The organism is Phreatobacter sp. (assembly GCF_051860605.1).
GTDB lineage: Bacteria > Pseudomonadota > Alphaproteobacteria > Rhizobiales > Phreatobacteraceae > Phreatobacter.
On the sequence record NZ_JBHYDR010000002.1, the window covers coordinates 465,961 to 478,344 of the forward strand.

Below are 12,384 nucleotides of genomic sequence, written 5' to 3' on the forward strand. Positions count from 1 at the left end.
CTCATGCTCTTCGTCGCCTCGCTGGGCTTCGGCCCGGTGCCGATCGCGCCGGGGGACGTGTTGCGCGCGCTGGCCGGCCGGCTCGACGGGCCGCTCGCCATCATCGTCACCGAGATCCGCCTGCCGCGGGCCCTGCTGGCCGTGCTGATCGGCGCCATCCTCGGGCTGTCGGGTGCGGCGATGCAGGGGCTCCTGCGCAATCCGCTGGCGGCACCCTCCCTGTTTGGCGCACCGCAGGCGGCCGCCTTCGGCGCGGTGGCCTGCATCTCGCTGGGCGTCGGGGATGCGCTGTCCTGGATGCTGCCGGTGGCGGCGATTGCCGGGGCCTTCGCCTCGGTCTTCCTTCTGATCGCGGTGGCCGGCCGCAATGCCGGCCTGCTCATCCTCATCCTGGCGGGCCTCGCAATTTCCGCACTGGCCGGCGCCGGCACGGCGCTGGCGCTGAACCTTGCCCCCAATCCCTTCGCGGCGCTGGAGATCGCCTTCTGGCTGCTCGGCTCGCTGGAGGACCGTTCGTTCCGGCATCTCACGCTCGCCGCCCCGTTCATGCTGCTCGCGGCCGGTCTGCTGCTCTGGCAGGCGCCGGCCTTCCGGGCGCTCACCCTCGGCGAGGAGGTCGCCCAGAGCCTTGGCGTCGCGGTCGGCCGGCTGCGGCTGGTGGTGATCATCGGGGTCGCGCTCGGCGTGGGGGCTTCGGTCGCGGTGGCCGGCACCATCGGCTTCATCGGGCTGGTGGCACCGCATCTCATGCGCCCGCTGGTTGGCCATGATCCGTCGCGACTGCTCGTGCCGGCGGCACTCGCCGGTGCCGCGCTCCTGTCGGCGGCCGATATCGCGGTGCGCGTCATTCCGTCCACCACCGACATCAAGGTCGGCGTGCTGACGGCGCTGATCGGCGTGCCCTTCTTCCTGTTCCTCATCCTGCGCGAGCGCCGGGCCCTCGGCGGGGGCCTCGCATGAGCGCGCTCGTTCTGCAGGACGTCTGCGTCCGTCTCGGCAGCCGCGAGGTGGTGAGCGGTATCGACGCCACATTCCCCTCGGGCGCGCTGGTCGCGATCCTCGGACCGAATGGCGCGGGCAAGACCACGCTGGTCCGTGCCATAGCCGGGCTCGTGCCCCATGCCGGCCGGATCGATCTGGACGGGCGGTCGCTCTCTGCCTTCTCGGCCCCCGCGCGTGCCCGCCTCACCGGGTACCTGCCGCAGGGCCATGTCGCCCACTGGCCGCTCGCCGCCCGCGACATCGTCTCTCTCGGCCTCTATGCCCAGGGTGCGCGCGATCCGTCCCGCCTCACCGCCGAACAGACGGCGGCGGTGGACGCGGCCATGCGCCTCACCGGCACCTTGGCCTTCGCGGAGCGTCCCGTCACTGAACTCTCCGGCGGCGAGCGCGCCCGCGTCGCGCTGGCCCGCGTCATTGCCGGCCAGCCTCCGGTGATCCTCGCCGACGAGCCGACCGCCTCCCTCGATCCCCATTACCAGCTCGACATGATGAGCCTCCTGCGCGCCGAGGCCGATCGCGGCCGTCTCGTCGTCGCGGTGACGCACGACCTGACGCTCGCTGCCCGCCATGCAGACCTGGTCATGGTGCTCGCCGGGGGGCGGGTCGCGGCCCTCGGTCCGCCGGGCGCGACCCTGACGGCGGATCTGATGCGGGAGGTCTTTGCCATCGACGTGCTGGCTGTCGAGCGCGACGGAACACGGGTGCTGGTGCCATGGCAGGCCGTCTGATGGCACGCCGTCTGGCTTGGCTCGCCGCTGTCGTGCTCGCGGCCCTTCTGCCGGTTGTCGGTGCGGCCTTCGCGCAGGCGTCGCTCCCGCGGGTCGCGTCCAATAACCTGTGCACCGACCAGCTGCTGCTGGCGCTGGCCGAACCCTCCCAGATTCTCGGCCTCGGCCCCTATGCCCGCGATGCCCAGCGTGCCTGGGCGGCGGACCGGGCCACCAGCCACCGGATCCTCTCCGGCCATGCCGAGGACATTCTCGTGATGAAGCCGGACCTCGTCGTGGCCGGCCGTTTCACCCGCCGCGCGACGCGGGAGATGCTGCGCGCGCAGGGCGTGCGCCTCGAGGAATTCGACGCGGTCCGCACCATCGCCGAGGCGCGCGCGCAGATCCTGCGCATGGGCCGCCTGATCCGCCGGGAGGCCGTGGCGGAACGGCTGGTTGCGGATATCGATGCCGCCGTCGAACGCGCGCGCGCGCGCGCGCAAGCCTCGCCCGTGCGGGTGCTGCCGGTGCAGCGGCGCGGCTGGGTGACCGGCAGCGCCACCCTGACCAGCGAGATGCTCGCCACCATCGGGGTCGTCAATGTCGCCGCTGAACTCGGCCTGCGCGCCGGCCGCTTCGTCTCGCTGGAGGTCATCGTCGCCGCGCGGCCGGACGTCCTGCTGGTCACGCGGGACGACGAGCGCGCCGAGGACCAGGGCCGGGCGCTGCTGCTTCACCCCGCCCTCGAACGCACGGCATCGCGCACCCGCCGGGTCACCATCCCGGAGCGGCTGACCACCTGCGGCGGGCCCATGCTGATCGAGGCCCTCGACCTGCTGGCCGCCGAGTTCGAGCGTCTGGGCGGTGCCCGTGCTGCCACCCGCTGACCTGGCGCTGATCCTCTTGTTCGCGCTGGCGCTGGATGCGGCCATCGGCGATCCGGATGCGGTCTGGCGCCGCCTGCCGCATCCCGTCGCCTGGATGGGCGCCGGCATTGCGGCTTTCGACCGGTGGATGAACCATGACGGCGATCCGGCCGCCCGGCGCCGGCTTGCCGGGGTCGGTGCGCTGGCGCTGTTGATGCTTGGCTGGGGCCTTGCGGCGCTGGCGCTGCAGGCGGCGCTGCTGGCACTGCCCTTCGGCTGGCTCTGGCTTGCCGCCGCTGCCAGCGTGCTGATCGCGCAGAACAGCCTCGTCCGCCATGTCGCGCGCGTGTGCGACGGTCTGGCGGCAAGCCTCGCGGAGGGCCGCCGCGCCGTCTCCATGATCGTCGGGCGCGATCCCGAAAGCCTGGATGAGGCGGGCGTTGCCCGCGCGGCCATCGAATCGGCGGCCGAGAACTATTCCGACGGCGTGGTGGCGCCGGCCTTCTGGTTCCTGATCGGCGGCCTGCCCGGCCTCGTCCTCTACAAGCTGGTCAACACCGCCGATTCCATGATCGGCCACCGCACGGCGCGCCACGAGGCCTTCGGCTGGGCCGCCGCGCGCCTCGATGACCTGATGAACCTCCTGCCGGCGCGGCTCTCGGCCGTCTTCGTGGCGCTTGCCGCCCCGCTCGCGGGCGGCTCGCCGCTCGTCGCGCTGCGCACCGCGCTTGCCGATGCCCGCCTGCACCGCTCGCCCAATGCGGGATGGCCGGAGGCGGCCGCCGCCGGCGCGCTTGGCCTGGCGCTCGCCGGACCCCGCCGCTACGGCGCGCACCTCGTCGAGGACCCGTTCCTGAATGCCGGCGGCCGCCGCGATGCCGGGCCGGCCGATATCGCCCGCGCCATCCGCCTGATCGCCGCGGCCTGCCTCGTTCAGGCGCTCGCGATTGCCGGCGTCTGGCTGCTTCTGGCCTGAGCGATGGCAAGCAGGCGGTCGAGGTCGAGGTGCTGCTCCACATGGTCGGCCAGCGTGTCGAGAGCCGCCTCCACCCGAGCCTCGTAGGCAAGCTGCGAGGCGATCCCGAAGCCGGCGAGCCAGGCCTTCCGGAACCCGTCCGCGCCGAACAGGCCATGGACATAGCAGCCGGCAATGCGCCCGTCGGCCGAGACCGCGCCATCCGGCCTGTCCCCCAGCCGGACCATGGGCCGCGCGCAACCTGGTCCCGATGTCCGTCCGAGATGGATTTCGTAGCCGCCGATGGCGGCGCCGGTCGCGACATGGGTGCCAGAGGCGGGGGCGGTGATCTTGTCGCCGGTCAGCACCGTCTCGATGTCGAGCAGGCCGAGCCCTGCCACCTCTCCGGGCGGGCCCTCCACGCCATCGGGGTCGCGTACCACGCGGCCGAGCATCTGGTAGCCGCCGCACAGCCCGACCACATGGCCACCGCGCCGCACATGGGCGGCCAGGTCGATGTCCCAGCCCTGCGCGCGCAGGAAGGCAAGGTCACCGATGGTCGATTTCGAGCCTGGCAGGATGACGACGTCGCAGACCGGCAGCGGCTCGCCGGGACCGACGAAGACGAGCCGCACTCCCGGCTCCATGCCGAGCGGGTCGAGATCGTCGAAATTGGCGATGCGCGAGAGCACCGGCACGGCAACGGTCAGGCCCGCCGCTTCCCCTCCGCCCCGGTCGAGGTCGAGCGCATCCTCTGCCGGCAGGTCGCGCGCCGCCGCGCACCACGGCACGATGCCGAGCGAGGACCAGCCGGTCAGCCGCTCGATCGTTGCAAGCCCGCCGTCGAACAGGCTCACCTCGCCGCGGAATTTGTTGATGAGGAAGCCGCGGATCAGCGCGCGCTCGTCGGGCGGCAGCACGGCATGGGTGCCGACGAGGCTGGCGATGACGCCGCCGCGGTCGATGTCGCCGGCCAGCACCACCGGCACCCCAGCCGCCATGGCAAAACCCATATTGGCGATGTCGCCGGCCCGAAGGTTGACCTCGGCAGGGCTGCCGGCGCCTTCCACCAGAACCAGATCGGCGGCCCGTTCGAGCCGCCCGAAGCTGTCGAGAACCGGGGCGAGCAGCCGCTCCTTGCGGGTGCCGTAGTCGAGCGCGCGCAGGGTTCCGATGCGCCGGCCCTGCACGATCACCTGCGCGCCGGTATCGGTCTCGGGCTTCAGCAGCACCGGGTTCATGTGAACGGTCGGCGCAACGCCTGCCGCCCGCGCCTGCACCGCCTGGGCGCGGCCGATCTCGCCGCCGTCCACCGTCACCGCCGCATTGTTCGACATGTTCTGCGGCTTGAACGGCATGACCGTCAGGCCGCGCCGCCGATAGGCACGGGCCAGCGCCGCCACCAGCGTCGATTTGCCGACATTGGAGCCCGTACCCATCACCATGACGGCGGGGGTGGTCAATATTCGATGCCCTTCTGCGCCTTCACCCCGGCCCGGAACGGGTGCTTGACCAGCGTCATCTCCGTGACGAGGTCGGCAATCTCGATCAGTTCGGGCTTGGCGTTGCGGCCGGTGACGATCACATGCTTGCCGGCCGGCTTCTCGTCGCGCAGGAACGCCACCACCTCGTCGAGCGGCAGCGAGTCGTAGCGCAGCACGATGTTGAGCTCGTCGAGCAGCACCAGCCGGTGATGGTCGTCCAGGATCACCTCCTTGGCGCGCTCCCAGGCCCGGCGGGCCGCCGCCATGTCGCGCGTGCGGTCCTGCGTCTCCCAGGTGAAGCCCTCGCCCATGATCTCGAGCGTGCAGAGCTCGGGGAAGCGCCTGAGCAGCAGCGCCTCGCCGGTCACCCAGTCGGGCGCCTTGGTGAACTGCACGACGGCGGCCGGCAGGCCATGGGCGATGTGGCGGAACACCATGCCGAGCGCCGCCGAGGTCTTGCCCTTGCCGGGGCCGGTATGGACGATGAGCAGGCCCTTGTCGTCGGTCTTGCCGGCCAGCATGGCGTCCTTGGCCGCCTTGTGCTTCTTCATCTTTTCCGCATGGCGGATGTTCGCGGCCTCGTCGGTGGCGGTCATCCTGTCCTCCTCTGGAGGCCGGCGGCCAGAGCCGCAGACAGCCTCTGCCAGTGCGCGCGCCGGCCTGGCAGGCCGAACCGCAGCACCTCATGATCATGGTCGAAGCGCCGCGTCCAGAGGCCCGAACGGGCGAGCGCAAGGTGCCAGTCCTGTGCCCGCGGATGGTGGGCGAGCCGGAACAGCGGCGTGCCGCCGGGCCGCGCGAAGCCGGCCCCGGCCAGCAGCCGGTCGAGCCGGGTGGCCTCGCGTGCGAGCCGCTGCCGCATGGCAGCGGCCCAGGCCGCATCCGCCAGCGCCGCGGTGCCGATGGCGAGCGCCGGGCCGGACACGGCCCATTCGCCGAGCCGGGCCTCCAGCGCGCGGGTGATCTCTGGCGGGCCGATGGCGACGCCGAGCCTGAGGCCCGCAAGGCCGTGGAACTTGCCGAAGGAGCGCAGCACGACGACCGGATGCGTCGCGGCGAGGTGGACGAGCGTTGAGTCCGGCTTGCAGTCGACGAAGGCCTCGTCGATGACCAGCAGCCCATCCTGACGGGCGCAGCGCTCGGCAATCCGCATGACGGTTGCCCCGTCGAGCATTGCCCCGTCCGGATTGTTCGGCCGCACGATGACGGCGTGGCGGTCGATCGCCCCGATGCGATCCGGTGCGAGCGGCGCGATGGCGGCCCCCGCCGCCTGCCAGAGCCGTTCGTGCGAGCCGTAGGTCGGGCCGGCGATCGCCACCGGCCCGCCGCCGGCAATCAGCGGGATCAGGCCGATGAGCATCTCCGTGCCCGGCGCGGCGACGAGCCGGGCTCCGGCCGGTGCCCGGTAGGCTGCGCGGGCGGCGTCGAGAAAACGGGCGAGATCGGCCCGGCCGGGCAGGGCGGTCCAGGCGCGCGGGGCGATGCCCCTGACCGGCCAGGCATGGGGGTTGATGCCGGTCGACAGGTCGATCCAGTCCGAGATGTCGGGTACGAGCGCCGCCGCATCCGAAAGGTCGCCACCATGCCGCATGGAATCGCTTCAGCCGCCAACCTGACCGGTGGCCGTCGTCGCATGTTTCACCGCGCCGTCAAAGGCCGCAGGGATCAGCGGGTGGCGGGGGAGGGCAGGTCGACCGAGGCCAGTTCGGCGCTTGCATAGATCACCAGCACGGCGAACAGCGCCTGCCGCAGCACCGAGCGGCGGAAGCTCTCGGCCGCCAGCACGTCGCCGCGTGCCATCAGCTTGGCATGGCGGAAGCGGGCCGCCAGTGCGCCGAGCAGCATGGCGGCGACCAAAGCGGTCTTGGCGATCACCGCCCAGCCATAGCCGGGCGCGAGCAGCGCCCGCGGCGGGCCAGCGAGAACAAGGGCAAGCGCCACGCCGCTGCCGAGCGCCAGAGCGGCGAAGACCAGCGCCGGCCGTGACCAGACAAGGATGCTGGCCGCCGCCGAGCGCGGATCGCGCCGGAGCGCAACCGCGCGCAGCGGCAGGAGCGAGCCGAACCAGAAGGCGACGGCAAAGACGTGGAGCGCCGCCAGCGCCATGGCCTCCAGCCTGGCCGGCGCGGCTGCCGCATGGCCATGCATGGCGAAGCCGGCGGCAATCGCCGCGGCCCCGATGCTTGCAAGGCCCGCGCCCCAGGTTGTGCGGATGCGCGCGAACAGGGCGAGCACCAGTCCCGCGACCTGCCGCGGCCGCCTCGCCGAAGGGCGAGCGCAGGATCTCCCGGTAGAGCGGCCCGCGCCAGGCGCCGTCGCGGATGCCGGCAAGCTCGGCTGCCCGGAACGGCCAGCGGGCGGCCAGCGCCACAAGCCCGAGCAGGGCGAAGAGGGTCAGCCAGCGGCGGGCCGAGCGGGCTTCCTCCTCGCTCAGCTCCGCGCTCATGAACACGAGATAGAGCACGGCCCCGGCCGATCCGACGAGGCAGAGGTCGGCGAGCGCGCGCACCAGCACGCCGGTGCCCCGCACCATGTCGCCGCCGCCCTGCCAGAACTCCAGAATCATCGTGGTGCCCCTGACCCAGCGTCAGGTAGAGCGCCTGCGGAAGCGCCAGGCAAGGGCCAGCGTGGCCCCGAACGACAGGACCGACACGACGAAGACCAGCCAGAACCCGGCGATCGGCCCGAAATTGTCCAGCACCGCCGCATAGGCCGATGGCGCCGCTGCCGTGACGATCAGCCCGGGGGTGGCGATGGACGCCAGAACGCCGGCATAGCCGTGCCGCCCGAACAGCACCAGCGGCACCGCCCCCTTCACGATGGTGGCGAGCCCGACCGAGACGCCGAACAGCACATTGAAGGCGATCAGTGCCGGGCTTTCCACGCCGCTCGCCGCCAGCGGGGCGAAGGCGATCACCAGCGCGCCCGTGGAGATATTGGCGAGCAGGAACGGATCGAGGTTCCGGCCGAACAGGATCTCGATCAGCCGGCCGAGGGTCTGGAACACGCCGCGGATCGAGGAGATCCACACGGCGGTCGCCATGCCCACCCCCATGGCCACCAGTTGCGGGATGAGGTGGACCGACAGGGCCGTGGTGATGAAGGAATTTCCGGCCATGGCGATGGCGATCATGGCGATGGCGAAGGGCCGCGCGGCCACCGGCACGATGGGTTCGGGGTCGGGCTCGCCATTGCCGTTGCCCTCGCCATTGCCGATGGGCGTGCCGGGGCGCGGCATCAGCATGTGCAGCGGCGTGCAGATGACCAGCACGGCGAGCGCGCAGACCAGCCAGGCGCCGCGCCAGCCGAAGGCATCGTTCACATAGTGGCAGATCGGCCAGAACACGGTGGAGGCGAGGCCGCCGAACAGGGTCAGCACCGAGATCGGCCGGCGCGCCTTCAGCCCGTAGATCTCCACCAGCGTGGCGAAGGCGGCATCGTAGAGCGTCAGGCGTGCGGCGATGCCGAGAACGATCCAGGCCGCCATGTAGACGATCGGATCGCTGACGAAGGCCAGCAGCGCCAGCCCGAAGGAGCCGACCAGCGAGCCAAGCGTCAGGGTGATGCGTCCGCCGCGCCGCTCGATGAACCGGCCGACCGCCTTGGAAATGATGCCGCCGACCAGCAGCGACACCGAGAAGCCGACGAAGATGAAGGTGTGGCTCCAGCCGAGCTCGTCGCCCATCGGCTTCGCCAGCACCGAGATGCCGTAGAAGATCGTGCCCCAGGACACGATCTGGGTGATGCCGAGGGCGGTGATGATGAAGGGGAAGGAGGTGAGCATGATGCGCTGCGATGGTGGGTCCTGCGCCGCGCCGGGGTCAATTGCGGCCGGCGCGCGTCAGGCGTGCAACGCTGCCTGCAGCGCGCTCCCTCAGGTGCACACGCCGCCGAGATCTGTCAAACGATATTTCTAGTGAATTCGAAATAATGCGGGAGAGCGGATCGGCCGCCCGCTTTCAGCAGGCGTGGAAGCCGGCGCCGGGGATTGGCGCCAGCATGAGGATGCCGAGGATGCGCGGCGTCTCGGCTGGCTCGATGACGATGGCGGCGCCTTCCGGAAAGGCCCGTCCGCCCACCGCCGCGCCGAATATCATGATGGCCGGCGTGCGGTGGCCGACCAGCACGCGGTTCATGCGCACCGGCACGCCCTGCCGGAACAGGCGCCGATGTTCGGCCAGCACCCAGTCGAGGCGGGAACCGGCATAGTCGTCGGCCAGCAGGCTGTCGGTGATGGTCACCAGGTCGCGGCCGAAGGCCTCGATGGCGGTATCTGCGGCCCGGAACACGGGACCGGCCAGAATCGGTCCGCCGAGGGGGATCTCCTCCCGCCGGAGGACCTCGCCGATCCGGCGCGCCTGCTCGCGGCCCCGCGCGGATATGTTGCGCTGACCCGTGCGGTCACCGATCCGGTAGGTGCTGTCGCAGGGTTCGCCCGCCGTGTCGGCATGGCGGAAGAACAGGATCAGGCCGCCGCCCCTCAGTCGCTCGACCAGCCGGCGGCCCTCCGGGCTGTCGACGTTGACGGGAACCCGTTCGGACGCGAGGGCCCGGCTGGGCAGGGCCGCGACCGCCGCCACAAGGCTGAACAGCGCGCGGCGGGTCGGAGCCGGGCGGAGCGGGGATGTGGCGGACGTCATGGCAGCGGTCTAGCCGGGGTGCGCGGTCCGCACAATCGTGCGCCGTGTCGCGGCGGCGGCTCCGCTGCCCGGCGCATGGCCCCCTGGCAGGACCGACCTTGCTCCCGGCCGGCGATTGGCTAGAGATAGCGCCTTCAAAAATGGCTCCGGCAATCGAAGCGGGGCAGATGCGACGGGAGACGCATATGATCGGACACTGGATGAAGCTCGCCGCCTCCGCGGCGCTTGCGCTCGCTGCGGGACTGGCGTCGGTGCCGACCGATGTGGTCGCGCAGGCCTATCCGAACCGTCCGATCCGGGCGATCGTGCCCTTTGCAGCCGGCAGCGCCACCGACCTCGTCGCCCGCACCTTCGGCGACCAGATGAGCCGCGCGCTTGGCCAGACCATCGTGATCGAGAACCGGCCGGGAGCCAACGGCATGCTCGGCGCCGACGCGGTCGCCAAGGCGCAGGCCGACGGCTACACGATCCTGATCGGGACCAACTCGACCAATGCCGCGGCCCCCGCGCTCTACAACAACGTGCCCTTCGACATGCACCGGGACTTTCAGCCGGTCTCGTTCCTCTGCTCGGTGCCGCTGATCGTGGCGGTGGCCAATAACGTTCCGGCGCGGACCCTGCGCGAACTCATCGACCTCGCCAAGTCGCGCTCGGACCTGAACTTCGCCTCGGCCTCCTCCTCGCAGCGCGTCTCCACCGAAATGCTTCTGACCATGACCGGCATGAAGATGACCCATGTCTTCTACCGGCAGGGGCCGCAGGCCATGCAGGACCTGATCGCCGGCCGCGTCACCCTGTTCACCGCCGATCTCGGCGTCATGCTGCCCCAGGTGCGGGCCGGGACCGTGCGCGCGCTGGCCGTCACCTCCCAGGCGCGCACCCCCCAGCTTCCCGACCTGCCGACCGTCGATGAGGCCGCCGGCACGAAGGGCTATGAGCTGATCGCCTGGTTCGGCCTGTTCACGCCGGCCGGCGTGCCGGCCGAGGTTGTCGAGAAGCTGAACGCCGCCGTGCGCCAGGCCGCCGCATCGGCCGAAGTGCGCCAGACCCTGGTGGATCGTCTCGGCATGCAGGTTGCGCCCTCGACGCCGCAGGAACTGGCGGAGCGGGTGTGCGCCGAAGCCTTGAAGTGGGAGGAAGCCGCGCGCGCCGCCGGCATCGAGAAGCAGTGATCAGGACTGCGGGCCGGGCCGACCTGCCACGGATCCACGAGATCCGCATGGCAGTGCGCGAGAACCGACTCTCCCGGCCCGAGAAGATCACGGCCTCGGTGGATTATCTGATCGACCGCGACGGGTTCTGGGTGTTCGAGGAGGCGGGAACCATCCTCGGCTTCTCGTCCGCCGACCCGCGCGACGGTTCGATCTTCGCGCTGTTCATCGACCCCGATCACGAGGGCAGGGGCATCGGGCAGCAATTGCTTGCCCGGGCCTGCGAGGCGCTCGAACAGGCTGGGCATGGCGCGGCGGGCCTGTCCACGGATGCCGGCACCCGCGCCGAGCGCTTCTACCGTCGTCAGGGCTGGACCGACGTGGGACGCACCGGGGACGGCGAAATCATCTTCCGGAAAGCGCTGGGCGGTGGGGTCGTCGGGACTGCCGGCTGACACGCGGCCCTGACCGGGGGCTTGCCGGCAGGCCGCGGCGATGGCACCTGCCATCCATGACCCAGCTTCTGATCATCGGCCTCGGCTATTCCTCCCGCGCCGTCGTCCGTGCCGATGCCGGCCGGCATGACCCGATCATCGCCACGGTCCGCGACCCCGCGCGGGCTGCCGTCCTGACGGCCGATGGCACGGAGGGGCGCGCCGTGACCGTCATGCCGTTCGATGGCAAAGGCCTGACGCCCGATCTCGCCAGCGCCGTAGCGGCAGGCGGCGACCTGCTGGTCTCGGCGCCTCCGGGCGAGAACGGCGACCCGCTGCTGCACGCCGCCTCGGACGGGCTTGCCGCGCACCCGCCGCGCGCAATCGTCTATCTCTCCACCGTCGGCGTCTATGGCGACCATGGCGGCGCCTGGGTGGACGAGGAAACCGAGCCGAACCCCGGCAGTCCCCGCTCCGTGGAGCGGCTCGCCGCCGAGCGCGCCTGGCAGGCCTTCGGCCGTGCGCATGGCGTTCCGGTCTCGATCCTGCGCCTCGCCGGCATCTACGGGCCGGGCCAGAATGCGCTGGTCAATCTCCAGCGCGGCACCGCCCGGCGCATCATCAAGCCGGGCCAGGTATTCAACCGCATCCATGTCGACGATATCGCCCAGGCGGTACACGCCTGCTTCGCGCAACGCTTCGCCGGTGTTCTGAACGTCACCGACGACGAGCCCTCGCCGCCCCAGGACGTGGTCGCCTATGGCGCCGAACTGCTTGGGCTCCCGGTGCCGCCGGATATCCCCTTCGAGCAGAGCGGGCTCTCCGGCATGGGCCGCAGCTTCTATGCCGAGTGCAAAAGGGTGAGCAATAAAAGGCTGAAAGGTGAACTCTCCCTTAACCTCTTGCATCCAAATTTCACAGTGGCGCTCCGGGCATTGGCCGCCGGGGGCGACGGCAGCGCAGGCAGGCAGGTCCCATGATTTTGCAATGCAGCGTAACCACAGATGATTTGCTGCGATGCACAAATGACGGAACCATGACGCTGTCGTGAGCCGCCACTGATTCCCCGACGGCCGGTGCCGCGGTTGACGACCGTCACGCGAGCCTAGGGGTTTGTCATGATCGCATCGGGAATCGCAGACATT

General features: G+C 71.1%; 13 protein-coding genes. 7 read left to right on the plus strand and 6 right to left on the minus strand.

Translation table 11 applies throughout. The annotated features are described in order from the left end of the window. Positions 1-3: 3 nt before the first annotated feature. From ACTIFS_RS05065 to cbiB, 4 genes are read left to right on the plus strand one after another with little or no spacing between them, the layout of a single operon-like run. On the plus strand, positions 4-960 hold the full coding sequence (locus ACTIFS_RS05065) for a FecCD family ABC transporter permease (RefSeq protein ID WP_439573049.1): 957 nt from the start codon (positions 4-6) through the stop codon (positions 958-960). Then, complete coding sequence (locus ACTIFS_RS05070) at positions 957-1,730, plus strand: ABC transporter ATP-binding protein (protein ID WP_439572950.1); 774 nt, start codon at positions 957-959, stop codon at positions 1,728-1,730. Before ACTIFS_RS05065 ends, ACTIFS_RS05070 begins: the two co-directional genes overlap by 4 nt. After that, on the plus strand, positions 1,730-2,596 hold the full coding sequence (locus ACTIFS_RS05075) for an ABC transporter substrate-binding protein (protein ID WP_439572951.1): 867 nt from the start codon (positions 1,730-1,732) through the stop codon (positions 2,594-2,596). The genes ACTIFS_RS05070 and ACTIFS_RS05075 overlap by 1 nt, the downstream gene beginning before the upstream one ends. Continuing rightward, on the plus strand, positions 2,580-3,551 hold the full coding sequence (gene cbiB, locus ACTIFS_RS05080; RefSeq protein WP_439572952.1) for an adenosylcobinamide-phosphate synthase CbiB: 972 nt from the start codon (positions 2,580-2,582) through the stop codon (positions 3,549-3,551). The genes ACTIFS_RS05075 and cbiB overlap by 17 nt, the downstream gene beginning before the upstream one ends. Here cbiB and ACTIFS_RS05085 read toward each other — a convergent pair. The 6 genes from ACTIFS_RS05085 to ACTIFS_RS05110 form a co-directional block, all read right to left on the minus strand. Then, positions 3,509-4,996 carry a cobyric acid synthase gene (locus ACTIFS_RS05085; RefSeq protein WP_439573050.1) on the minus strand — a complete coding sequence of 496 codons (1,488 nt, stop codon included), beginning with the start codon at positions 4,994-4,996 and terminating at the stop codon, positions 3,509-3,511. The genes cbiB and ACTIFS_RS05085 overlap by 43 nt on opposite strands. Further along, complete coding sequence (cobO, locus tag ACTIFS_RS05090) at positions 4,990-5,610, minus strand: cob(I)yrinic acid a,c-diamide adenosyltransferase (RefSeq protein WP_439572953.1); 621 nt, start codon at positions 5,608-5,610, stop codon at positions 4,990-4,992. Before cobO ends, ACTIFS_RS05085 begins: the two co-directional genes overlap by 7 nt. Continuing rightward, entirely contained in the window at positions 5,607-6,605 is a 999-nt protein-coding gene (cobD, locus tag ACTIFS_RS05095; protein WP_439572954.1) for a threonine-phosphate decarboxylase CobD, read from the minus strand. Before cobD ends, cobO begins: the two co-directional genes overlap by 4 nt. A 74-nt stretch (positions 6,606-6,679) precedes the next feature. Beyond that, positions 6,680-7,249 (minus strand): CopD family protein, encoded by a 570-nt coding sequence (locus ACTIFS_RS05100; RefSeq protein ID WP_439572955.1) that lies wholly within the window; start codon positions 7,247-7,249, stop codon positions 6,680-6,682. Between the two features lie 352 nt (positions 7,250-7,601). Continuing rightward, a complete protein-coding gene (locus ACTIFS_RS05105; protein WP_439572956.1) occupies positions 7,602-8,798 on the minus strand; it encodes an MFS transporter in 1,197 nt (398 codons plus the stop codon). A gap of 175 nt (positions 8,799-8,973) precedes the next feature. Next, positions 8,974-9,654 carry a hypothetical protein gene (locus ACTIFS_RS05110; protein WP_439572957.1) on the minus strand — a complete coding sequence of 227 codons (681 nt, stop codon included), beginning with the start codon at positions 9,652-9,654 and terminating at the stop codon, positions 8,974-8,976. A gap of 185 nt (positions 9,655-9,839) precedes the next feature. On the opposite strand from ACTIFS_RS05110, the gene ACTIFS_RS05115 reads away from it, so the two are divergent. From ACTIFS_RS05115 to ACTIFS_RS05125, 3 genes are read left to right on the plus strand one after another with little or no spacing between them, the layout of a single operon-like run. After that, on the plus strand, positions 9,840-10,826 hold the full coding sequence (locus tag ACTIFS_RS05115) for a Bug family tripartite tricarboxylate transporter substrate binding protein (protein ID WP_439572958.1): 987 nt from the start codon (positions 9,840-9,842) through the stop codon (positions 10,824-10,826). Between the two features lie 47 nt (positions 10,827-10,873). Next, positions 10,874-11,260, plus strand: coding sequence for a GNAT family N-acetyltransferase (locus ACTIFS_RS05120; RefSeq protein WP_439572959.1), 387 nt, complete (start codon positions 10,874-10,876; stop codon positions 11,258-11,260). A gap of 56 nt (positions 11,261-11,316) precedes the next feature. Next, complete coding sequence (locus ACTIFS_RS05125; protein WP_439572960.1) at positions 11,317-12,219, plus strand: SDR family oxidoreductase; 903 nt, start codon at positions 11,317-11,319, stop codon at positions 12,217-12,219. Positions 12,220-12,384: the final 165 nt, after the last annotated feature.